Annotated in this window: 20 protein-coding genes and 1 pseudogene; 11 read left to right on the top strand and 10 right to left on the bottom strand. The window is 46.6% G+C overall.

Annotated elements, in window-relative coordinates; genetic code table 11:
• Positions 1–34 precede the first annotated feature (34 nt).
• On the bottom strand, positions 35–1,792 hold the full coding sequence (locus L5M29_RS11345) for a GGDEF domain-containing protein (protein ID WP_263167875.1): 1,758 nt from the start codon (positions 1,790–1,792) through the stop codon (positions 35–37).
• 165 nt (positions 1,793–1,957) lie between these two features.
• Positions 1,958–2,266 carry a prephenate dehydrogenase gene (locus L5M29_RS11340; protein WP_105250305.1) on the bottom strand — a complete coding sequence of 103 codons (309 nt, stop codon included), beginning with the start codon at positions 2,264–2,266 and terminating at the stop codon, positions 1,958–1,960.
• 48 nt (positions 2,267–2,314) lie between these two features.
• On the opposite strand from L5M29_RS11340, the gene L5M29_RS11335 reads away from it, so the two are divergent.
• The gene (locus L5M29_RS11335) at positions 2,315–3,217 is read left to right on the top strand and encodes a TraB/GumN family protein (RefSeq protein ID WP_263167874.1); all 903 of its coding nucleotides are present in this window, start codon (positions 2,315–2,317) and stop codon (positions 3,215–3,217) included.
• Between the two features lie 33 nt (positions 3,218–3,250).
• On the opposite strand, the gene L5M29_RS11330 is transcribed toward L5M29_RS11335, so the two are convergent.
• Entirely contained in the window at positions 3,251–4,024 is a 774-nt protein-coding gene (locus L5M29_RS11330; RefSeq protein WP_105250303.1) for a methyltransferase domain-containing protein, read from the bottom strand.
• A 415-nt stretch (positions 4,025–4,439) separates the two neighbouring features.
• On the opposite strand from L5M29_RS11330, the gene L5M29_RS11325 reads away from it, so the two are divergent.
• Positions 4,440–5,270: a MaoC/PaaZ C-terminal domain-containing protein gene (locus L5M29_RS11325; RefSeq protein WP_081729006.1), complete on the top strand. Its 831-nt coding sequence runs from the start codon at positions 4,440–4,442 to the stop codon at positions 5,268–5,270.
• A gap of 79 nt (positions 5,271–5,349) precedes the next feature.
• Here L5M29_RS11325 and L5M29_RS11320 read toward each other — a convergent pair.
• Positions 5,350–5,448, bottom strand: a pseudogene (locus L5M29_RS11320) (oxidoreductase); the annotation flags it as partial.
• A 165-nt stretch (positions 5,449–5,613) separates the two neighbouring features.
• Here L5M29_RS11320 and L5M29_RS11315 point away from each other — a divergent pair.
• Positions 5,614–7,326 (top strand): formate--tetrahydrofolate ligase, encoded by a 1,713-nt coding sequence (locus L5M29_RS11315; RefSeq protein ID WP_263167872.1) that lies wholly within the window; start codon positions 5,614–5,616, stop codon positions 7,324–7,326.
• An 84-nt stretch (positions 7,327–7,410) separates the two neighbouring features.
• Here L5M29_RS11315 and L5M29_RS11310 read toward each other — a convergent pair whose 3' ends face one another.
• The gene (locus L5M29_RS11310; protein WP_263167871.1) at positions 7,411–9,069 is read right to left on the bottom strand and encodes a mechanosensitive ion channel family protein; all 1,659 of its coding nucleotides are present in this window, start codon (positions 9,067–9,069) and stop codon (positions 7,411–7,413) included.
• Between the two features lie 235 nt (positions 9,070–9,304).
• Between L5M29_RS11310 and L5M29_RS11305 the strand changes: the two genes are divergently transcribed.
• Entirely contained in the window at positions 9,305–9,634 is a 330-nt protein-coding gene (locus L5M29_RS11305) for a hypothetical protein (RefSeq protein WP_263167869.1), read from the top strand.
• 136 nt (positions 9,635–9,770) lie between these two features.
• On the opposite strand, the gene L5M29_RS11300 is transcribed toward L5M29_RS11305, so the two are convergent.
• Complete coding sequence (locus L5M29_RS11300; RefSeq protein ID WP_105250299.1) at positions 9,771–9,896, bottom strand: hypothetical protein; 126 nt, start codon at positions 9,894–9,896, stop codon at positions 9,771–9,773.
• A 287-nt stretch (positions 9,897–10,183) separates the two neighbouring features.
• On the opposite strand from L5M29_RS11300, the gene L5M29_RS11295 reads away from it, so the two are divergent.
• From L5M29_RS11295 to rraB, 6 genes are all read left to right on the top strand, one after another.
• The gene (locus L5M29_RS11295; RefSeq protein WP_168827349.1) at positions 10,184–10,474 is read left to right on the top strand and encodes an ABC-type zinc uptake system zinc chaperone; all 291 of its coding nucleotides are present in this window, start codon (positions 10,184–10,186) and stop codon (positions 10,472–10,474) included.
• Between the two features lie 81 nt (positions 10,475–10,555).
• Positions 10,556–11,740 carry a hypothetical protein gene (locus L5M29_RS11290; protein ID WP_105250297.1) on the top strand — a complete coding sequence of 395 codons (1,185 nt, stop codon included), beginning with the start codon at positions 10,556–10,558 and terminating at the stop codon, positions 11,738–11,740.
• Positions 11,724–12,632 (top strand): metal ABC transporter solute-binding protein, Zn/Mn family, encoded by a 909-nt coding sequence (locus tag L5M29_RS11285; protein ID WP_173913152.1) that lies wholly within the window; start codon positions 11,724–11,726, stop codon positions 12,630–12,632. The genes L5M29_RS11290 and L5M29_RS11285 overlap by 17 nt, the downstream gene beginning before the upstream one ends.
• Positions 12,633–12,636: 4 nt before the next feature.
• Positions 12,637–13,437 carry a metal ABC transporter permease gene (locus tag L5M29_RS11280; protein WP_173496258.1) on the top strand — a complete coding sequence of 267 codons (801 nt, stop codon included), beginning with the start codon at positions 12,637–12,639 and terminating at the stop codon, positions 13,435–13,437.
• Between the two features lie 162 nt (positions 13,438–13,599).
• A complete protein-coding gene (locus tag L5M29_RS11275) occupies positions 13,600–14,343 on the top strand; it encodes a 1-acylglycerol-3-phosphate O-acyltransferase (RefSeq protein ID WP_105250295.1) in 744 nt (247 codons plus the stop codon).
• Positions 14,344–14,383: 40 nt separating this feature from the next.
• The gene (gene rraB / locus L5M29_RS11270) at positions 14,384–14,797 is read left to right on the top strand and encodes a ribonuclease E inhibitor RraB (RefSeq protein ID WP_263167866.1); all 414 of its coding nucleotides are present in this window, start codon (positions 14,384–14,386) and stop codon (positions 14,795–14,797) included.
• Positions 14,798–14,879: 82 nt separating this feature from the next.
• On the opposite strand, the gene L5M29_RS11265 is transcribed toward rraB, so the two are convergent.
• Positions 14,880–15,854 (bottom strand): sensor domain-containing diguanylate cyclase, encoded by a 975-nt coding sequence (locus L5M29_RS11265; protein WP_113939163.1) that lies wholly within the window; start codon positions 15,852–15,854, stop codon positions 14,880–14,882.
• 18 nt (positions 15,855–15,872) lie between these two features.
• Positions 15,873–16,868: a response regulator gene (locus L5M29_RS11260; protein WP_028759518.1), complete on the bottom strand. Its 996-nt coding sequence runs from the start codon at positions 16,866–16,868 to the stop codon at positions 15,873–15,875.
• A 562-nt stretch (positions 16,869–17,430) separates the two neighbouring features.
• Between L5M29_RS11260 and L5M29_RS11255 the strand changes: the two genes are divergently transcribed.
• Positions 17,431–18,237: a crotonase/enoyl-CoA hydratase family protein gene (locus L5M29_RS11255; protein WP_263167865.1), complete on the top strand. Its 807-nt coding sequence runs from the start codon at positions 17,431–17,433 to the stop codon at positions 18,235–18,237.
• Positions 18,238–18,272: 35 nt separating this feature from the next.
• Here the strand turns inward: L5M29_RS11255 and L5M29_RS11250 are convergent, their stop codons facing one another.
• The gene (locus L5M29_RS11250) at positions 18,273–19,169 is read right to left on the bottom strand and encodes an alpha/beta hydrolase family protein (protein ID WP_263167864.1); all 897 of its coding nucleotides are present in this window, start codon (positions 19,167–19,169) and stop codon (positions 18,273–18,275) included.
• 223 nt (positions 19,170–19,392) lie between these two features.
• The gene (rapA, locus tag L5M29_RS11245; protein WP_263167863.1) at positions 19,393–22,299 is read right to left on the bottom strand and encodes an RNA polymerase-associated protein RapA; all 2,907 of its coding nucleotides are present in this window, start codon (positions 22,297–22,299) and stop codon (positions 19,393–19,395) included.
• Positions 22,300–22,317 lie beyond the last annotated feature (18 nt).

Here is a 22,317-nt window from a genome sequence, read left to right as displayed (position 1 = left end):
TCGGTTGCTAATGCTGAGGATTTAAGTTGTTTAGCTATGCCGTTAGGGCCTGAGTGTCGATAATTAGATGATTTTCTAACAGGTAAAATCCGTTATTTGCGGATTTTGCCTGTTTTTTTGCCCTAGCGCTTAAGGTCGATAGACTATGTTCATGGGCGTTAAAGGTGAGTGCGGGGGGTAAAATGCCTACACACAGACTGATCAATTGATGGTAACAGGCTTCGCCTTTTCTATCGTCGGCGAGCATTTCTTGGGCCAGCCAGTGCTCGGCGCTATAAAACAAATGCTTATGGGTTTCAAAATCAGCTAGAATTCGCTGGCAACGGCTGATCATATGCTCACAGGTGCTGATAATGACAAAGTCATCGCCGCCGACATGGCCAACAAAGCAATTGTCGCTTTTATACTTCAGTAACAGATTCGCCACTTCACAAATCACTTCATCGCCACGGCAAAATCCATAAATATCGTTATAGGGCTTAAAGTTACACAGATCAAAATAGGCTAGATAAAAATGTTTCTTTTGGATCTTAAGGCGTTTTAATTCCTCTTGAATGGGCACATTACCCGGCAAGTCTGTCAGAGGATTCGCATGGCGCGCCATCTTAATTCTGTGCTCTGTGATCCTTTGTAGCAAATCCTTGGTATGGCCTATGCCGAGTAGTTTTCCACGGCGAAGGATAATGAACTGTTGCGCTACCGTATTAGCACTCTCTGAGGTCAGTAATTGACTTACGGTGGATAAAGGTTCGTTGGCTTCAATCTGGATGACTTGCGGGTCCATCACTTCACTCACAGCATGATTTTCATGTAAGGCGCGACCATAGGGTGTGCTGAAGAGTTCAAGTAAGGTCGCGCGGCTGATAATACCGAGTGGCAACTGGTTATCGACCACTACAACCGCCTGTAATGCAGGTTGCGAGATAAAGGTGTCACTTAAAAATTTGAGTTTAAGCGTGGGCGCTACGGTAATGGCGCTCGTGCACAGGCTCTCGGCCGATTCGCTGTATCTAGGTTGAATTTGAGTATTGCTCGGCACTAAGGTCGCTTTCATCGCGCGGCAGGGGAGCACTTCTGGACGACCGAGTAAGTAGCCTTGGCAATAGACGATACCCAGTTGTTTGAGTACGGCTAATTCCTCTTGCGTTTCAATTCCTTCGGCTATCACTTTGCAGGTTAAGCTTTGGCATAACTCCACAATCGAGCGGACAAATTCCTGTTTGACGGGAGTCGAATCAATCTGATGGATAAAGTGACGGTCGATTTTGACATAGTCGGGTGACAATTCTGACCAGAGTCTCAGACCCGAATAACCTGCACCTAAGTCATCGATCGCCGTTAAAAAACCTTGGCTACGATAGTGATTCAAGCAGGATTTGAGTAAATCGATATCATCGGCGGGATATTGCTCTGACAGTTCAATCACAACCTGTGATGGCGCTATGCCGAGTTGTTGCAGTAGCTGTAAGGTCATGCCCTTAGGGTGGGCGGGATCTAATAATGCCTTGGGCGAGATATTGATAAACAGCTTGCCTTGAAACTGACGCAACTTAAATTGCTCGAGTGAAATACGGCGACAAAGGGTTTCTAGCTCGCTTAATTTACCTTGATGTTCGGCGGTCTGAAATAGCGGGACTGGGGAGTATAACGGGCTGTGTTCAGGGCCACGGCTTAACGCCTCAAAACCATGAATTTTATGTTCTAATATATTGAAAATTGGCTGAAATAAGGGACTGATTGCCGCTTTAGAGATTATTTTATTGAGCTCTTTAGCCAGATCTAAACTTGTCATTACGTCAGCCCCTTCGTCTATGTGAGCGGAGTCTATGACTTAGAAATGACAAAATGATGACAGTTTTGGGGAAGCTTAGTGCTATCTATCTGTGTTGGTGGGCTTGATTAGATATGCCATGGAAAGAGCTGAAATCTAAGGTGAGTTCCAGCTCCTAATCTCGGTTTAGCTTTGCTTCTTAAAGGCCTGCAATGTTTGCAGTAATGCGCCTAACTGACGCACATAGGTTTCGAGTTCTTTAGGATCGAGCGTTTGATGTTCTTCCATGCGAGTTAAGTCATCGACCAACTCTTGCACATAGGGCAGAAAGCGATTACTCGAAGCGATAAAACCTTGTTCTGCCGTGAATATGCTGGTGAAGTTTCCATGGCCAGCTTTCTTTAGCTCATCTAACTTAGCGTCGGCGTCTATGGCTTGGCGATAGGCGATTTGAAGATTTTCTTTCAGTTGCTCTATAACCTTGGTATGTGGCATAACAGCGTCTCATTGCAAAATTTGCAGGAATTATAAGGGGCAAAGGATATGGCAACAAGCCAATGGCGACTAATTGCATCAATCAGTTTTCTGGCGTTAGCGGGTTTGAGCACAAAAGTGGTGGGTGCAGAAACCGATAAACCACCATTTTATCAAGTGCAATGGCAAGGCAAGAGTGCGTATTTGCTAGGTTCGATTCATATTGGACGTGCCGACTTTTATCCTTTACCCACCCAAATTGAAACCGCGTTGGGTAAAGCTAAGGGCTTAGTCGTAGAAGTTGATATCAATAAAGTCGATAGCACAGCCTTACTGCAGCAATACGGCCGCGCCGATAAAACTAAAGGTTTAGATTGGCAGAGCCGAGATAAGCAAACGGTCGAGAGCATGACGCCCTATTGCGCGGCCACGGCAAATGTTTGCCAGTCGATACAATCTTTTGCACCTTGGCTGCAGGCTACTCAAGTTAACTTATTGCGTTATAACGACTTAGGTTACAGCACGGATTATGGCGTTGATATGCAGTTGATGGCTCGATATGCGGCTTTGCCTGTGTATCCGTTGGAAACCGCCGAGTCACAATTTCAATTGTTAGCGTCTTTTAATAGTCAAGAGCAGTGGTCTATGGTGCGTGAGGCGATTAGCGCATCGGATGCGGAGCTTTTATCGTTAATAACGGCTTGGCGTTCAGGTAATGAAACTGAGCTTGATGCCATAATGCAGGAGCAAATGGGCGGCGAGGGCGACACTAAAATGCTAGAGAAAATCCTCTGGCAGCGAAACCATGTGATGGCCGATGGCATTATAAAATTAATGGGCTCGACTGACGTGACTTCACCTTTGTTTGTGGTGGTTGGTGCTGGCCATGTGGTGGGGGATAAAAGCGTGGTGCAATTGCTAGAGCAAGCAGGCGCCAAAGTGAGCGCCTGCTGGAAACAGACTTGTCAGTAATCGTTTAGGCAGCGCGTTTGTAACGACGCGCGCTCACACTGCAGAGCTTTGCCCTAAAAAGTGCACATATCGGCCGAGGGAAATATAGGGTTCGCGTTGCGAGTACTCCAGCTCCATTTGTAGCAGCTTGTGATAGTCGAAATCCGCGGGCTGACTCTTTTTCAAATAGTCGTGGATTACACGCACGCCAGACTGGCTGATGAGCGACATTCGCCACTCGCTAAACCAATCTTTAACTTCTTGAATATAAAGCGGATGAGTGGGAGTTAGTCGCACTTTCTTCTTCACTTTTAAATCAGCGGCGACGTAATCGAAATTGCCCGACACTAAAGCATGAAAGCGCATGGCTTCTTTGTTGTAAAACATCAAAGAGAATAATCCGCCGGGTTTTAGCATAGTAAGTAAACCCGCTACGGTGGGCTTAGCATCCGTTAACCATTCGACGACTGCATGACACAGTATGATATCGAAATAGCCATGGTTATCGACCGATAATGCTTGGATAGGCGCATGGATAAGCTGGATAGCTAATGGTTCAGGGGAGGCATCAATTTGTTCTTTGGCTTGAGCCAGCATCTCAGCAGAGATATCGCAGAGTACAACTTCGTGGCCGAGGCGCGCTAATCTTTGGCTAAAGTAACCAAAACCCCCGCCCGCATCTAATACTCTGAGTTTTTTATCCCCCAGTTTTGCCAGCGCGGGGACGAGGTCGCGCCATAGCACTGCGGCACGAATTTCGCCCTTGGGCGTACCATAGATGTTTTTCGCAAATTTTTGCGCGAGCTTATCAAAATTCTTATCTTGCACGTGATAACTAGGTTAAAGAGAGTGGAACGATAGTGTGGCACAGTCGTAAATTTTTCGCACTCTGGAGATGTTATTGCCGAGTTGAGATGGATAAATTTGCATCGTTAATTTTTAATCTATTGATTTTATTGGTAGTAATTATTCCTACTAAACTTAGGGATACACAGAACTCAGTGCTCTGGGTTATAATCACGCCGTTTTCGCCAAACCTGACTCTATAGTTGCCCATTCGGAGAGTCAGCATCAGCCCTTATTAAGACGCAGCACTGCTTGTTTTACACTCGTTATCAGCTTGATTGATCAGACGTTACTCGTCTGTGCGGGGTAATTTATGGCAATGTATTTTTGTGCCAAGGGATAGTTAATTAAAAGGTACTCAGACTTGAATAATGCATATTGTGTTGAATTGAACGCGATGCCGTCGCTGTTTTCTCTTTATCGCAAGATCTTCTTTGGCCGTAAGCCTGGTTGGGATCAACAGCCGTTGCCCCAAATCAAGGTGACCGCGCCGCATGTGACTGTGTCTGAAGCTAAAGTAAGCCAATATGCGCAGGTGTGTGGTTTTCAATTTGACGGTAAAGTTCTACCGCCAACCTATCTCTACGTGATGGCATTTCGCCTGCATGCGGTGATCTTTACCCACGATGGGATCACTTTCCCACTGCTTGGGATGATCCACCTTAAGAACCGCATTCAAGTGTATCGGCCTGTGACGGTGGACGAGACTTTCTCCCTCGAGTGCGCTTTGACCACGAGCCGCGAGACGGATTCTGGCTTAGAGTTTGAATTTGTGTCTAAGGCGTTTGTGGGTGAAGAACTCGTCTGGGAATCGCTATCCACCTATTTATATCGTATCGATGTTGCTGGGCGTCGCGTTCGCCCACCTAAAGCCATTGATATGGCATGGGAAACACCACAAAGCTGGAGTTTGAGTGAAGATTTAGGTCGTCGTTATGCTAAGGCATCTGGCGATTATAACTTGATCCATCTGCATCCTGTGCTTTCAAAGCGTTTTGGCTTTGATCGAGTGCTCGCCCATGGCATGTGGTCTAAGGCCCGTTGTTTAGCCGAGCTGATGCCAAGTATTGGCGATCGTCCATTCACTGTGGATGTGACCTTTAAGCTACCACTTTTGATGCCTGCCGATGTTGGATTTGGCTATGAGCAGAATGCTAATAATATGGTATTTGAGTTACGTGACAGCAAAGGTCGTCGCCCGCATTTAAGTGGCGATGTGCAGTTTTAAGCCGCACTCATAATACATACAACCACGGCGCCTTCTGGCGCCGTTGTTGTTTATGGTTGTTGCTTTTGAGAAACAAAAATCAAGGTACGCTGTGACCCATAGATGCCTGCCAGATACTGAACCATTGCTGGCGATCGAGCTGGATCTCATTGGCGGCGACGGCGCTCTTGAGCCGCTCGAACGCAGGGCTGATTATTTGATGCAGATTAAGGAATCGCTCATTAACCCTTTCGACGACTATATATCTTAAAGCCAATCACCTAATATCCGCCCTATTCAATGAGTGTTGTTAGTTGAACTCTCATACTAAACCAGAGTGTATCTGAAAGGGATAAACCGACGCATGCTGACAGATATGGATATTTCGAATCGCGCTAGCCTAAAAGACATTAATGAACTGGGCGCCGGCTTAGGTCTATTACCCGAAGAGATGATGCAATTTGGTCACACTAAAGCCAAGGTCGAGCTCAGTGTGTTGCAGCGTTTGGCTGGGCAGCGCAAAGGCAAATTGATTATCGTCACCGCAGTCACGCCTACGCCCCACGGTGAAGGTAAAACGGTGACTAGCATTGGCTTAACGCAATCGTTAAATGCCATAGGCAAAAAGGCCTGTGCCTGTATTCGCCAGCCCAGCATGGGGCCTGTATTTGGGGTGAAAGGTGGTGCTGCGGGTGGCGGTTATGCGCAAGTGGTGCCCATGCAGGAGATGAATTTGCATCTCACGGGTGATATTCATGCCGTGAGCAGTGCCCACAATTTAGGGGCTGCGGCGATTGCGGCGCGGCTATTTCATGAAGCGCGCTTAGGTAAGGCGGAATTTGAGGCGCAATCTGGGCAAGCGTTTTTGAATATCGATCCTAGAGAGATCCGTTGGCACCGAGTGGTCGATCACAACGATCGCTGTCTTAGGCAAATCCAGGTGGGCTTAGGCGATAATAATGGCCCAGAGTACGCATCCAGTTTTGATATCACCGCCGCCTCTGAGTTAATGGCGATTTTAGCCTTAAGTCATAATTTGGCAGATATGCGGGCGCGGATCGGTCGTCTAGTGCTGGCCTTAAATACCCAAGGGCAAGTGATTACCGCCGAAGACTTAGGTGTCGCTGGTGCGATGACGGCCATCATGGCGGATGCGATAAAGCCGACGTTAATGCAGACTTTAAATGGTTCACCTTGCCTGATCCATGCGGGACCCTTTGCCAATATTGCCCACGGTAATTCATCCATTATTGCTGATGATATTGCCCTCAGACTGGCGGATTTTGTGGTGACTGAAGCTGGTTTTGGCTCAGATATGGGCTTTGAAAAGTTCTGTAATATCAAAGTGCGTCAATCGGGTCTGGTGCCCGCTGCCGCTGTGCTTGTCACTACTTTAAAAGCGCTGAAGGCCAATAGTGGTTTAGTGTCTGAGTCAGATATCAATCTACCAGATCAGGCTCGACTCGAAGCAGGCTTTGCAAATTTAAACTGGCATATCAACAATGTGGCTCGATATGGTATTCCTGTGGTGGTTGCCATTAACCGTTTCGCCACTGATACTGATGCCGAGTTGCAATGGCTAACTGCGGCTGTTAACGCGAGCAGCGCCTTTGGCTGTGAGGTCAGCGATGCTTTTAGTCAAGGGGAGGCGGGCGCTGTCGCCTTAGCGCAGACTGTGGTTCGCGCCGCTGAAACCGAGAGTCAGTTCAAGCTGTTATATTCAGATGAAGCCTCATTGGAGGCTAAGTTATCCACCTTAGCCGAGGTGGGGTATGGTGCAGCGGGCGTTAGCCTTTCTATCGAGGCCAAACAACAGGCGCAGCAGCTGACCGTATTAGGTTATGGGCATTTGCCCCTGTGTATGGCCAAAACGCCGTTATCAATTAGTCACGATCCTAGCTTAAAGGGCGTTCCTCAGGACTTTGAGATCCCAGTGCGGGGTTTAGTCTTGCATGCTGGTGCGGGGTTTATTACCGCCTTGGTGGGTAATGTGATGACTATGCCAGGACTAGGGCTGAAACCGGGTTACTTAAAAATTGATATTGATGTGCAAGGTGAGATAGTTGGCTTAGGCTAACACTTGATGCAGAGATTGATAGGCCAGAGATAAAAATAAGGGCGAGCTCATTGCAACGCCCTTCTTCTCTCGTTTAACGCTGGTTTAAAGCGGTGATTTCGTAGTTTGATAGATATGCACATCACGCTGTGGGAAGGGAATACTGATCCCTTCGGCGTCAAAGCGCATTTTCACTTCGCGGGTAATGTCCCAATACACTTCCCAGTAATCTTCCGGTTTTGCCCAAGGGCGAACGATAAAGTCGACCGAAGATTCGCTCAATAGATGTAGCTTAATCGTCGGTTCTGGCAATGGTTGTACCTTAGGATGCGCTTCGACGATGGACTTGAGAATCGCTTCAGCTTGTTCGATGCTGTCGCTATAACTGATCCCAAAGGTCATATCGACTCGACGTTGATGCTCAGCTGTGATGTTGTTAATTGTGTCACCCCAAATCTTATTATTAGGAATAATAAGACGTTGGTTATCCATGGTTTTAATCGTGGTGGAGACAAGGCTCATGTGACTGACGCGTCCGGTGACGCCAGCGGCGTTGATCAAATCGCCCACATCATAGGGACGGTAAATTAAGATCATCATGCCTGAGGCGAAATTCGACAGGGTATCTTGCAGGGCAAAACCAATAATTACACCCGCGATACCAAAGCCTGCGAGCAGGGGACCAAGTTCGATCCCAAGCTGTGAAAGGGCGATTAACAGCCCGATAGTAAAGACGGCTTTACCTGATAGCGAGGTGAAGAAGTCTTGTAATAACTTACTTAAATTCAACTTAGAATTGCTAACGGTATTTTTCACTATCTGTTTGGCTAACTTGCCGGCGAGACCCGCAATAAACAAGATCAAACAGAAAACAAATAACTTAAACACGACGGTTGGGCCGTGATTAATCGCTTGTTCTTGTGCCGTATTTAGCCACTGCTCAACGAGACTTGATGCCACATCAAAGTTCAACACATCTTGAGTTATATCACCTGAAACACTAAAGAGTGTCTTTTTCAGCGCGGCGGTATCATGGCCTAAGGCGTCGAGTAGGCTGATGTCGATATTTAAGCTCTGACTATTCTGTGCTAAGCGTTCCTTTAGCATCATTACGTGGCTGGTTTGCGCCGAAGTGACATCTTTACCTGCATTGGTTGCGATATCGATTGCTGCTTGTAGTTGCTGCTGGGTATAAGTCACTAAACTTTCTAGCGTATCGGCACGTGCTACTAAAATTTGCATCAGTGATTTTTGTGCTTCGCTAATATCTTGGCCAACTTGTTCGAGCCAAGTGAGCGTCTCGAGTTGTTGCTTGTAATAGGTGTCTTTTTCTAATTCGCGCTTTGATATTTCCAGCAGAGTCGCATCATCTGTGCTCGAACCTAATTGCTGTTCTAATTTACTAATGTTGTCATCGATATAAGCATCAATTTGTTGGATGTAGTTAAGTTGTCCTTGGATTAATGGTTGCAGAAAAGCTTTGTCGATTGGCGTTGTTTCGAGCAGATCTTTAATCTTATTACGTAACTGTAAGGTTTTGTTTTGAATTCGATATTCAACAATTGTCTTCAATTCGCCTTTGGCATTTTTTAGTTTACGTATATCCGTATCGATAGCCTGTTGCAGCATTGCCAGTTCTGCCTTGAGCGTTACAGGAGTGCTGGATGGGCTTTCGGTTGCAGCGACAGGTTCAGTTTGCGCTTGGGATGAAAGGCTCAGTAGTGGTATTAGCAGGGCAAACACGAGAGCGAGGTAGCGGTGCATAGGAGTGATCTTAAGTAGAAATATGTCTGAGTATGATAGATGTTGCCGGATCTACTGTAAAATATCTGCGAGTGAAATAGCCCTTGGAATTAAACTTTTTTAGGGAAGGGTTGATTTGAGCTTAACCTTGAGTGCGGTGCTTTATCTGCTTTTTCCGACATTTTGGGTATTTACAGGCCGAACTCTAGTCGGTATCTGGTAAACTTGCGCATCGTTATTTAGGAATCGTGTTTTCATGTTGTGTTCCCATTGTAATCAATACATCAAGGTCAGTGACATTAGCCAGCAAAGAGGCAAAGGTTTCGACGCCCAAGTGCGTTGCCCCCATTGTGCGGCTTGGTTAGGCCGCAGCCCAACATTGGCTAAACTCAAGTTATTAGGATTTTATTTGAGTGTGTTTATGGCGGGATACAGTTACTTTGATGCCTCTGTGCGGTATTTTGCGATCCCTGTAATGATTTTTTCGTTGATGTTGTTGTTTGTGAGCCATTTTATGGATCAAGTCATCACCATTGAAGCGCCCGAGCAAGTCGATGATAGCGATCAAAGGCAGAAGTATCGTTAGGCTAATAAGTGGATTCGTTATGGATAGGAAAATCGGCGGTAAATTTTCCAGAGACGAACATCATTTGAGCGCCTTTAGCAGGCGCTCAAAATGCAACTAAGAGGGTTTAAAGGGCGAACTGCAGCCGCGTCTTTATTTACTGCACGACTTGTTCTTGGCTCGTTAAGGAGTGCTCAACGTAATAAATACCACCAAATATCACCGCGCTGAAGATGACTATCCCTAAGATAAGCCCTAAGTTTTCACGAAAAAATGCTAGCATAATAGTTGCCTTTAGGTGGATAAAACGGAGCCATATCGAGCTTGATTTCGTCATTGTGCTCGCAGACATAAAAACTAAATACACTATAGTTACACTCACTTAAGCTAATCTTAAATGCGTTTTTTACCTGAGTTCTCACAAGATCCTACCGCTATTGAAACAAGAAGTTATTGGTAAGACTGGGTACCTCAAATATCTTGTAACCTTTTGCAAAGCGATTACCTTATTGCAACTTGCTATGGCACTGACATAGACTTATGCAACTTTTTAACTATGGGGACGACTGAGTGAGACTTAAAAGTCACATTAGACGCACAATTTCGATATGGCTTGCTGCCGTACTGATATTGCTGTCTCTTGCTGCCTCAGCCCATAGTGTGACCCATCTTGATGATGGCGCTAAGACTCACTGTACCCTGTGCTTCCATCAGCACCAACTCAACAAGATTTTATTGACCCATCCGCTGACGCTGAATTTAGCTATACAGCATTTCGATGTGGTCGAATTTATTTTACCTTCCTCTATTTTTGAACACGTCAGTGTTTATCGCAGTCGTGCGCCTCCCTTCGCTCTCTAAATCAACTTAAAATTTTAACTTATTGTATTTCTTGATGACTTTATATCAGTCGTCGAGTGCTAGTTGTATTTTGGAGATATCATGACTGTTTTAAATACCCGAATTTCTTTGGTGGCTTTGGCGTGTGCGCTCGTTTCGCCTAGCTTATTTGCAGAAGACTCGAGCTTGACCAACCCTAATATCAGTGGTGTGCTAAATGGATATTATCAGACGGGAGAACGCCCATTAGCCGAGAGTCCAGATGGCTTTGGTTTAGGTGAAACTGAACTGGCGATGAGTGCCAATATCGATGATATGTTTTACGGTAAAATCACCGCAGTAGTTGAAATGCATGACGGTGAGACTGAACTGAATCTGGAAGAAGCCTTTATTCAAACCATGGCGATGCCAGCGGGGTTTTCTATCCGTGGTGGCCGTTTCTTATCGGACATTGGTTACCTCAATAACCAACATTTACATACTGATTCCTTCACCGACCGTCCTGTGGTTTACCGTGCATTCTTAGGGGGACATTATTTTGATGACGGTATACGTTTTAACTACGTAGCGCCGACGGACTTGTATTGGACAATGGGCGTTGAAGCCTTTAAAGGCGATAGTTTACGTGCTGCCGATGAGCATGGTGAGCGTGAGTTTAAGAAGGTCGGTGTTTATACCTTGTACTCAAAAATAGGTGGCGACATAGGTGATAACAGCTCATGGCAAGCGGGGTTGAGTTACTTGCGCAACGAAAATGGCCAAGTGACTGCCCATGAAGAAGGGGAACATGAAGATGAGCATGCCCATGGGGATGAGCACGAAGGTCATAGCCATGCTGCATCTTACACAGGTAAAAATACCTATGGTGCTGATTTTGTGTATAAGTGGGCGCCTAACGGTAACTACAAATATCAAAATCTCACTGTGAGCGGTGAGTACTACCGCGTGAGCGATTTTACACCTATCGATTTACATCCTGAGGATGCACCGAGCCAAGATTACCACCAAGGTTGGTATCTGAGCAGTGTGTACCAATTCACGCCGAGCTGGTCAGCGGGGGTGCGTTATGGTGAAGCTGATACGCAAGAGCTCCATGGCGATCATTTTCATGGGCAGAAGTTGAAAGAATCTGAGGTGAGTTTGGCTTGGCATTCTAGCCATTTCTCGACGGTTCGTTTCCAGTATACCAATCAAAAGGGTACTAACTTCGACGGAATAGAAGACGATAACATCTTCACTATTCAATACATTATGTCTCTGGGGGCTCACGGTGCGCATCAATTCTAATTTAGCTAAATTGGCCGCAGTGGCCTTATCTGTCACTTACACTGGTTTGGCCCATGCCGAGCTGAATGTGTTTGCCTGTGAACCTGAATACGCGGCATTGACCAAGGAGCTTGCTCCAACGGCTAGCATCTATTCGGCAACGACGGCATTACAAGACCCTCACCAAGTGCAGGCGCGTCCGAGTTTGATCGCTAAAATGCGTCAGGCGGATCTTGTGGTGTGCGCAGGTGCCGATCTTGAAGTGGGTTGGTTGCCTATGCTGCAGATGAAGTCGGCAAACGCAAAAGTGCGCTCGACCGAGCAAGGCTTATTTTTCGCTGCCGATCAAATCGAGACCTTAGATAAACTGGCCAGTGTCGATCGAAGCATGGGTGATGTGCATGCTCAAGGTAATCCACATATTCATTTTGACCCGACGCGACTGTTAAAAGTCGCCACGGCACTGAGTGCTAAGCTGACTCAGCTAGATCCTGCTGGTGCGGCCGATTATCAACAGTCACTGGCAGATTTTACCACTCGCTGGCAAGCCGCAGTTCCGCGTTGGGAAGCGCAAGCTAAGGGATTACAAGGTAAAAAAGTGATCGCTTACCACTCAAGCTTTAGATACTTATTCAACTGGATTGGTATCGAGCAAGTGGCAGATTTAGAGCCAAAACCGGGTTTAGCTCCCACTAGCGGCCACTTAGCGAGTCTGCTGACGCGCGCCGAGCAGGGGGATATTCTGGCCGTAGTTGTGGCATCTTATCAGGATGAACGCGGTGCAAAATGGCTGGGTGAAAAAGCGAACTTGCCCGTGGTAATGCTGCCTATGTCTGTGGGGGGGAATGATAAGAGCCAAGATTTATTTAGCCTGTATGACAGCGTGATTTCCCTCTTAAATGGAGTGAAATAAACCTATGTTTGATCTTGAGCTGATGTCGATTCTGTTACCTGCATTGGCAGCGGGGATCTTAGTGTTGTCGACGCATATTGTACTTGGAAGACAAGTACTTAAGCGTGGCATCATCTTTATCGATTTAGCGATAGCGCAAGTTGCCGCTTTAGGCGCGATTGTCGCTCACATGGACCACAGATTAGAAGATATGCCGTTTGCTAATGTGTGGATGCCAGCGCTGTTTGCCCTTGCGGGTGCAGGGTTTATCGCTTGGTTAGCTAAGCGGATGGCGGGTGAGTTGGAGGCTATGATTGGCTGCTTTTACGTCTTGTCTGCGGTGGCCGCAATGCTGTTGCTGGCAAACGACCCACATGGCGCCGAGTTGTTAAAGCAATTGATGTCAGGTCAGATCCTGTGGGTAAGTTGGTCACAACTGATTTTGCCGGCCGTAGTGTATTCACTGGTGTTATTAGCGATATTCCTGCGCCCCCAGATGTTGGACGGGGCAGGATTTTATCTGCTATTTGCGCTAGTGATTACCTTATCGGTTGAATTAGTAGGCGTTTATCTGGTGTTCAGCACCTTGATATTGCCAGCTTTAGCGTTGAACAAGTACCGTGGTAAAGGTCGGCTATTTTACGCTTACCTCGTCGGTTTACTGGGCTATGTTTTGGGCTTAGTTCTGTCGGCGACATTAGATCTCCCTAGTGGTGCGGCAATTGTCGCGACTTTGGCCGTGAGTGCCTTAGTGATCCGCTTTGTGTTAAGTAAAGTTTCACCTCAGGCAACTGAGTCTGAAATCCTACCCAAGCACCACGCTTAGTTCGATATTAATCTTAAAGCCCATCGATACACTGGAGGTTCAGTATATCGATGGGCTTTTTTTGCTTGCTTGTTAGCAAGTCAGCTTACAGATGTAAACAATATATTGAGTCCCAAAGCCATGGTGGCTATACTGTCGCCACTTTTACAGTCGGAGTAAATCGTGCTTTTAATCGTCAGATCAATGTTGTTGGCGGTATCCTTGTTGCTTGCCTTTATTTTTGGTGGCTTAGTGTGTTTATTAAGGCCTCGCCATCGCGACAATGTACATATGTTCGCCAAGATCTTCTCATCGGTTGCGCCAATCCTTGGGATTAAAGTGATTGTTCGCCGGCACGAAGATGTGCAGGACGGCCCGTATATTTTCTTAGCAAATCATCAGAATAACTTTGATCTCTTTACTCACACGACAGCAGTTCCTAAAGGTACAGTGAGTTTAGGCAAGAAGAGTTTGGCGTGGATGCCGCTATTCGGTCAAATCTATTGGTTGTCAGGTAATATTCTTATCGACCGTAAAAACCGTCACAGTGCCTTTGATACTATGGCTAAAACGGTTGAAAAAATTAAGCAGAAGAATCTATCCGTATGGATTTTTCCTGAAGGTACACGTTCGCGTGGTCGTGGTCTGTTACCTTTTAAAGCGGGAGCTTTCCATACTGCAATCGCGGCGGGAGTGCCAGTGGTGCCAGTGGTTGCTTCGTGTCAGAGCCATATTAAGTTAAATCGCTGGAATAATGGTGTCGTCATCATCGATATGATGGCACCTGTGCCGACCGCAGGTTTAGATAAAGCCGATGTGAAAAACTTCTCTGCGCAAATTCATGCCAGCATGTCGGCGAGATTTGCTGAGATAAATCAAGAAGCGGCAGCACTTATGGGTAAAACTCTCGCGAGTGATGACGTATAATGCCAATTTGAGCCAGATTTACCTTAACGGAGACAAATCCATGTCTATTGAAAGTCAGTTAAAAGCCCAACTTGCAGAGAATCGTGACATAGTGCAAGCCCTGCTTGACGATGGCTCAGAGCCTGATGCGGAATATGTTATTGAGCATCACTTTTCATCGACCAATTTTGACCGTCTTGAAAAAGCGGCTGTGGATGCCTTCAAATTAGGTTTTGAGGTGAATGATGCCGAAGAAATGGAACTGGAGGATGGTTCAATTATCTTCTGTTTCGATGCTGTCGCACACCACAAACTGGATGTTGAATTACTGGACAAAGCGGCCGAGCAATTGCTGCAATTAGCGGTAAAGCAGAAAGTGGAATATGACGGTTGGGGTACCTATTTCGTCGGCGATGAAATGGATGACGAAGAAGATGAAGATGAAGACGAAGAAGATGATGGTTTTCCTCATTAATTCGTTGGTGGATCTCGAGTTTAATCTTCACTTGTTTTAAATAAAAATGCCCATCATTGATGGGCATTTTTATTGGGTATACTTAGGATTTACTTGTTTTACTCGTATGTAAAACACTGCAGTTACGGCCTTTTTGTTTCGCTTCGTACAGGGCTTTATCGGAGCAGGAGATCCAGCTAGAACTGCTGGTAATATGGGAGCCAATTTCACATACGCCTAAACTTACCGTCACAGTAATCTTAAGGCTTTCATACACTATGACGGATGCGGCGATTTTCTCCCTGAGTCGCTCGGTAAAGTTCATCGCATCTGCGCCGCTGGTTTTAGGCAATACGACCGCAAATTCTTCGCCGCCATAACGTCCTGCACAGTCGGTATCACGTAAGGATTGGCTGAGTAAGTGCGCAATATGCTGAATGACTTTATCACCCGCCACATGACCATAGCTGTCGTTGATATGTTTAAAGTTATCGATATCTATCATGACTAAACTTGCCATACCTGAGTAGCGGGCATACAAGTCGTACTCGTGGTCTAAGCACTCTTGCCAATGACGACGATTATGCAACTGAGTTAGACCATCGGTTTGGCTAAGGCGTTCGAGTTGCTCGTTGGCAGCTTTAAGTTGCAATTTGTTGATGGCGATATCTGTCACGTCATAAATAATCACACTGATATGGGTCACTTGTCCCGTGAGCGATGCCAGCGGCAGCAGGGTCACGTTCTGGTACATGTAGTCAGCACGGCCCGTTATCGGGCGATAGTTTTTAAATTGGAAAACGTACGGACGTTGTTCCCAGCTGATAAAGGCACGGTTTTTAAGCATAAAAACCGATTCCATTTTCTGCTTTAACCAAGTGGCGGGCAGATCGGGGAAGCGGGTAAACAGGTTTTGACCTTTGATAGAATTAGGGGAAACACCGCTGTGATTCTCCATAAAACCGTTCCACAGCTGGATATTGTAATGGCGATCTAATACCACTAATCCCACCTCTATGGTTTGTACCATATCGATGAGCCAGTGTAGTTCGTTCATTGCGCTTTGGTCATTTGACATAGGATAAAATCCAACTGGTTAATCGAGTAAATAGCCGAGTTTATAGCTAAGTGTGGGGATAGAATCCTCGGTGAAGAGCAGTAGCAAATCGCATTGAATATTATGATCTTCAATCCGATAGTTGATCTCCATTGCCAAAGTTCGGTGCCATTTCTCTGAATTATCATGGATCAGATCGTTAACCGTGCAGTGCCGTCCCAGCACGACAGGGTGAGCCTGACTAAATTTCATGTCGAGCTGTTCAGAAATGCCGTTAAGGAAAGCGCCTATCAGCACGTTTCCAGTATCGATCAGGACTTCTATCTCAGTATTTTTGTCTTCTGGATTAGCTAATCCCATCAGCTTGGCCATGTCTTTAAAGCTGGAATCATGGAACAAGAGCAGAGCTTCTCCCGCAATACCCGCCCCGATAAAACCTTGGCAGAGCGCGGATACCGTTGAGCTTTCTTCCGTGGCTTTGAGCGCCATGGTTAACTCACTGACTTCAAGCACGTTCACATTAGGGATAGGTAGTAATACGAATACATCGAGTAACTTAGCTAACAGATCGGCGGCGCGTCCCATGGCAACGTTGGCTATTTCTTGGCAAGCGTCGCGCATGTCGACTTTGATCATCGGGACTTCGTCGGTGAGATCTTTCTGCGTCAGCGTTAAGATGCCGTAATCTTGTAAAATGTTGCTGATGGCATCGGCGCTCACCGGTTTTTGAATAAAATCTAACGCACCCAAGGCTTTAACCCGCTCGTGAGCTTTGATTTGAATATCGCCGGATACCACAATAATCAGCGCGGGTAAGTCCTGTTGCTGCACGGTTTGCAGTACTTCATAACCGTCCATTACAGGCATGTTGAGATCGAGAAACACCACTTCGCCTTTTCCTGCGCGGATGGCATCAAGGCCTTCGGCACCATTGGTCGCATAAGTTATTTCCACATCCCACTCTTTGGGGAGTGTGCGGGCCATTTGCTTACGTGCCATGGCGGAATCGTCACAGATGAGTACAGATATTGACATGCTGACTAGTGATCCTTATTTGCCCATTTATTGAAGATAACACTTATTTTTTAGGTCTGACTGACGAATTGCGTTCTTCGGGCAAGTCTGATTAATATCTTTTATATGTAACTTATAGATATCATTGATAAATTTATATTTTCTGGTGGCATTAAAATTTGAATCATTGTTGAATCAAATCATGCTGAATCTTAAATCGAACTGGCTAATGTTGAGTAAATAACAAGGATATAGTGACTAAAAAAGGACTATAGAATCCATATATTGCTGCCCAATCATCCTTCGCTGCAGGTAGCATTGCGATACTGGTGTCGATTTTTAGCAGTTAAATAGCTAGCAGTTAAATACGCTTAATTATTGAGCTTGCTAAGGCTATCTAATCGAAAAATACATTAGGATTACTGCACGTAGTGATGACAGCCTAACATAAGTTGCCTTCAATCCATGATGGAATTGGCAATATTTTGACTTAAGTCAAAAAACAGGCTCATGTTATATCTTTTAGTGAATCATGCCAAATGTGTTAACATTTATTCTGGACTGACCAGTAACGGAATATTTCATGAGTGGCCAAAGTGTACAAGTTAAAATCGATGATGGCATCGCCTATGTGTTGCTTAATCGTCCTGAAAAAATGAATGCTATTAACTATTTAATGTTTAGTGAGCTTGACTGTGCGATTAAAAGTATTAAATCCAATCGTGCGGTGCGAGCCGTGATCCTCTCGGGAGCGGGTGGGAATTTTAGCTCTGGGCTCGATGTCAAAAGCGTCATGTCGGCACCGATGCAGGCAGTTAAGTTACTGTTTAAGGGGTTACCGGGGAATGCGAATTTGGCACAGCGGGTGTCACTAGGTTGGCAAACCTTGCCTGTGCCAGTGATTGCCGTGCTTGAGGGCTGTTGCTATGGCGGCGGTATGCAGATCGCTTTAGGCGCAGATGTGCGTATTGCTAGCCACGACAGTAAGTTATCTATCATGGAAGCGAAATGGGGACTTGTGCCGGATATGGCGGGTTTAGTCGCATTAAGGCAAATTATGCCTAAGGATCAAGCCATGTTACTTAGCCTGACGGCAAAAGTGCTTGATAGTCATGAAGCGCTAGCTTTAGGACTCGTGACACAAGTGAGTGAGACGCCGATGGAAGCCGCTGAGAAATTGGCGCGGCAACTGATGCAAACCTCACCGGATGCGGCAGCGGCCATCAAACTTAGCATTAATCGCAGTTGGACTGCTTCTATCCGTAGTCTGCTGTGCCGCGAGTCTATTAGTCAGATTCGGTTATTGTTAGGCAAAAATAGCAAGATAGCGGCGACGCGTCAGCTGCAAGATCCGCAGAAACCCTATCGGGATCGTCAATCGGGTTGGTAATGCTATTTTGTCTGAATTAGCTTGAATCGCCGTTTTTACTGCGCGCCGCTCATTCGGGCAGAAAAGCCTTTGATCGCATTTAAGCAATTCTGCCATGCGCTCTCGTTATCTAAATTGAGCGCTAGGGTAGTTTGGCGATAGTTAGGGCTTTCTAAGGTCACCGCGAGTTTTTTGCGATTGTCGGCTGTTTCTAATGAGGCTGGGTGACCGTCTGGTGATTGAATATCTAAAATGGGCAGCGTAAGTTTTGCCAGTTGCTCCGCGAGTGCTTGATTACGCTGTTCGTCTTCTCGATAGGGATTGATGACGATCAGCACATCGGGATCGGCAATCTTCTTCTGGCTTAATAGGCTAATCAATAATCCTGCACTTTGGTCTGCGGTGATCAAAATACGTTTTCCCGCATAATCTGCACCGACGGCATCTAACTGCGACATGCTTTTGACTAGAAAATCTTCCTGCTCTTGCAGATGCTTGCTGTTATCTTCGGGCTTGATTTTAGGGCTTGGTTTGTTGGACGGTGAGCTTAATTGCGCGGCGCCAGGCGAGGTCACTTCAGTGGCGGCGGTGGCAAAGTTAGCTGCGGGCATTTCAGTTGGCGGAGTTAAACTTAAGCTGGCCCAACCGGCAGGATTGATATTGCGGCGTACAAACGCCATCAATCCAGGCGCGTCTGCGGTACCATTGGTGGCGGGCAGGATTATCGCCGCACCAAGTTTCTTTTTACCTTCCCATGGTCGCACTAACAAATCGTAGGGCTGATTATCAATCGTGATTTGTTTAATTTCATTTGTGGGTAGATAGCTGTTATTCGACTTTTTGGCACTGATTTCGGCTGGCGTTGGCGCAGCTGTTGCTGGGTCTGCCGCGCGGGAAGAGATGCTAGTGAAACCAAGTAGGAGGCAAAAGAGGAGTGAAAGAATGCGCGGCATAGAATTGATAACCACCTGTGTAGTCTCATAAATTCATCAGTGTTTGAGTATAACCTGAACAATTACCAAAAAGTGAATTTTCCTCGCCAAAGAATTGCACCTGTCATTTAGTATAAAAAGTCACTTGTAATAAGAGGCCACTTGGAATCGAAAGCCACAGGGCATAAAAAAGCCCAACGCTGAGGCTGGGCTAATTGATTGAAACCTGTGGTTCCGCTTGGGTTTATACGTGGCTGACGAGTACCATGCGGATCGCATCGAGTTGTAACTGGCTGGCATCCAGATAAGTGTTTAGCTCTTGCATCTGATTGCGCAGGTATTCCAATTCTTCCTCACGGATATTGGGGTTCACCGCCTTGAGTGACTCTAAACGATCAAGCTCTGTGCTCAGTTGCTGAGTCATTTTCTCTCTGGCTTGGGCGACCATTTCATCGACAACCACTTGAGCATATTCTTCACCCTTAGCAAATAGCGGATGCAAAATAGGCTGAGATGCCGTGACTAACTTGCCGCCAATGTGACGATTCACCGCGCTTAATTGCTTATCGAAACTGGCGTAATCCACTTTTGCCGATAGGTCGTTACCGTTTTTATCCAGCAGCACGCGAATGGGGGTAGGCGGTAAATAACGGTACAGCTGGCTCGACTTAGGTGCTGAAGCATCGGCCATGTAGATGAGTTCTAAGAATAAGGTGCCTGCTGGCAGGGCTTTATTCTTTAGAATTGCGACGCTGGTGGTGCCAGTTTCAGAACCTGTGATCAGATCGAGTCCCGTTTGCACCAGCGGATGCTCTTGGGTGATCAGCGCAATATCATCGCGTGATAACGCTGTGTCACGATCAAAGGTCACTGTTACGCCATCTTCTGGCAAGCCAGGATAAGTTGGGAACATCATGTGCTCACTCGGGCGCAGAATAATCGAGTTTTCACCCTTATCTTCTTGATCAACACCGATAATATCCCACAGACGGATCACTGAGCCGATTAAATGAGTATCACCGTCACTTTGGGCAAGGCGGTTGACGATTGCCAGTGCCTTCTCGCCGCCGTGTGAGTTGATTTCCAGCAGCTTGTCGCGGCCTTGCTCCATGGCGTGCTTGAGTTCTTTATAACGGCTCTGGGTGTGATTGAGTAGGTTTGTCAGCTCATCGCTGTCATCACCCACAAGCACGTTTAGCAGATCTTCGGCAAATTCACTGTAAAGCACATGGCCACTAGGGCAAGTGAGTTCAAAGGCATTTAGCCCTTGGTGATACCACTGCATCAAACGTTCTTGGGCGGTATCTTCAAGGTATGGCAAGTGAATTTGGATATCATTTTTCTGGCCGATACGGTCTAAACGACCGATTCGCTGTTCCAATAGATCGGGGTTTAGCGGCAGATCGAACAGGACTAAGTGGCTGGCAAACTGGAAGTTACGGCCTTCAGAACCAATTTCAGAACAGATCAGTGCCTGTGCGCCGCCTTCCTCTTGGGCAAAGTAAGCGCCGGCTTTATCGCGCTCGATAATCGACATGCCTTCGTGGAATACCGTTGCTTGAATCCCTTCGCGGGTGCGCAGGGCTTCTTCTAAGCTCAGTGCGGTTTCCGCTTGGCTGGCGATGATCAGCACTTTTTTGCTACGGTGGGATTTTAAGAACTCGATTAACCAATCCACACGGGGATCGAACTTCCACCAACTGGCGCTGTTATCTTCAAATTCTTGATACAGTTTTTCAGGACTCAGGGCTTGCGCCGCTTTCGCCTCTAATGACTTGTGTCCGCCCATCATGCCGCTGACGCGTGCGGCTGTTTGATATTGATCTGGCATGGCGTGTGGGTAAGCGTTAAAGAAACGCTTTGGAAAGCCTTTTACCGAGGCGCGGCTGTTTCGGTATAACACGCGGCCAGTACCGTGACGGTCAAGTAATTCTTGCAGTAATTCGCTACGGGCGGCCTGTTGTATTTCGGCATCAATACCGTCGGCTTGGATTAAACGAATACTTGGGCTGATGTCTTTCTCGCCCAGTAATTCGGTCAAGCTGTTGATGGCGGCATCGGGTAATTTAGCGTTGCCAGCTAAGGCTTCGGCGGCAATGGCGACGTCTTTATAACTGTCTTCTTCAGCTAAGAAAGCATCGTAATCGTAGAAACGATCCGGATCGAGCAGACGCAAACGGGCGAAGTGACTTTCATGGCCAAGTTGATCCGGCGTTGCGGTTAACAGCAAAACGCCTGGGATGACTTCGCTTAATGCTTCAACCACTTGATAGGCGCGGCTTGGCGCTTCTTCGGTCCATTCTAAGTGGTGCGCTTCGTCAACCACTAACAGATCCCAATCGGCATCTAGGGCTTGATCAAGACGTTTTTTCTTACGCAGTAATTCGAGTGAACAAATCACTAACTGTTCTGTGTAGAAAGGATTGTCGTGATCGGCATAGGCTTCTACACAACGGTCTTCATCGAATACCGAAAAGCGCAGATTAAAGCGGCGCAGCATTTCCACTAACCACTGATGGCGCAGAGTATCGGGCACGATAATCAGAATGCGTTCGGCGCGGCCAGTAAGCAGTTGTTGGTGAATAATCAGACCCGCTTCAATAGTTTTACCTAAACCCACTTCGTCGGCTAACAGTACACGCGGTGCATAGCGACGGCCGACTTCATGGGCAATCCACATTTGATGCGGAATAAGTCCAACACGTGGACCTTGCAGACCAAGCAAATCCGATGAGGCCAGTTTGTGGCGCAACATTTGGCATTGATAACGCACACCAAAACGGTCGAGGCGATCGATTTGGCCAGCAAATAAACGGTCTTGGGGTTTGTTGAAACGAATATTGTGGTTCAGCAGGGTTTCACGCAGTGTAGCTTGCTCGCCTGTCTCACTGTGAATGCCGTGATAGATCACTATCCCGTCTTTCTCGGTCAATTCACTGACCGCAAGGCTCCAGCCTTCATGGCTTTCAACCGAATCGCCGGGATTGTATATAACACGTGTCAGAGGGGCTTCTGCTCGGGAGAACATACGGTTCTCACCCGTGGCAGGGAATAATACAGTGACCATACGGCCTTCTACTTGAACCACAGTTCCTAAACCAAGCTCTGACTCGGTATCACTTATCCAACGTTGACCTAAGGCGAACGGCATCTTAAATTCTCATTTCTA

Origin of the sequence: Shewanella sp. SM95 (genome assembly GCF_025653595.1) — a bacterium.
In the GTDB taxonomy this organism is placed as follows: Bacteria; Pseudomonadota; Gammaproteobacteria; order Enterobacterales; family Shewanellaceae; genus Shewanella; species Shewanella oncorhynchi.
The sequence above is the reverse complement of the archived record's forward strand: the minus strand, read 5'-3'. Positions and strand labels throughout refer to the sequence as shown.

Bases quoted from the DNA above. Each gene is read 5' to 3' on its own strand.
- L5M29_RS11345 (WP_263167875.1), bottom strand. From the start codon at position 1,792: ATGACAAGTTTAGATCTGGCTAAAGAGCTCAATAAAATAATCTCTAAA.
- L5M29_RS11340 (WP_105250305.1), bottom strand. From the start codon at position 2,266: ATGCCACATACCAAGGTTATAGAGCAACTGAAAGAAAATCTTCAAATC.
- L5M29_RS11335 (WP_263167874.1), top strand. From the start codon at position 2,315: ATGGCAACAAGCCAATGGCGACTAATTGCATCAATCAGTTTTCTGGCG.
- L5M29_RS11325 (WP_081729006.1), top strand. From the start codon at position 4,440: ATGCCGTCGCTGTTTTCTCTTTATCGCAAGATCTTCTTTGGCCGTAAG.
- L5M29_RS11315 (WP_263167872.1), top strand. From the start codon at position 5,614: ATGCTGACAGATATGGATATTTCGAATCGCGCTAGCCTAAAAGACATT.
- L5M29_RS11310 (WP_263167871.1), bottom strand. From the start codon at position 9,069: ATGCACCGCTACCTCGCTCTCGTGTTTGCCCTGCTAATACCACTACTG.
- L5M29_RS11305 (WP_263167869.1), top strand. From the start codon at position 9,305: ATGTTGTGTTCCCATTGTAATCAATACATCAAGGTCAGTGACATTAGC.
- L5M29_RS11300 (WP_105250299.1), bottom strand. From the start codon at position 9,896: ATGCTAGCATTTTTTCGTGAAAACTTAGGGCTTATCTTAGGGATAGTC.
- L5M29_RS11290 (WP_105250297.1), top strand. From the start codon at position 10,556: ATGACTGTTTTAAATACCCGAATTTCTTTGGTGGCTTTGGCGTGTGCG.
- L5M29_RS11280 (WP_173496258.1), top strand. From the start codon at position 12,637: ATGTTTGATCTTGAGCTGATGTCGATTCTGTTACCTGCATTGGCAGCG.
- rraB (WP_263167866.1), top strand. From the start codon at position 14,384: ATGTCTATTGAAAGTCAGTTAAAAGCCCAACTTGCAGAGAATCGTGAC.
- L5M29_RS11265 (WP_113939163.1), bottom strand. From the start codon at position 15,854: ATGTCAAATGACCAAAGCGCAATGAACGAACTACACTGGCTCATCGAT.
- L5M29_RS11260 (WP_028759518.1), bottom strand. From the start codon at position 16,868: ATGTCAATATCTGTACTCATCTGTGACGATTCCGCCATGGCACGTAAG.
- L5M29_RS11255 (WP_263167865.1), top strand. From the start codon at position 17,431: ATGAGTGGCCAAAGTGTACAAGTTAAAATCGATGATGGCATCGCCTAT.
- L5M29_RS11250 (WP_263167864.1), bottom strand. From the start codon at position 19,169: ATGCCGCGCATTCTTTCACTCCTCTTTTGCCTCCTACTTGGTTTCACT.
- rapA (WP_263167863.1), bottom strand. From the start codon at position 22,299: ATGCCGTTCGCCTTAGGTCAACGTTGGATAAGTGATACCGAGTCAGAG.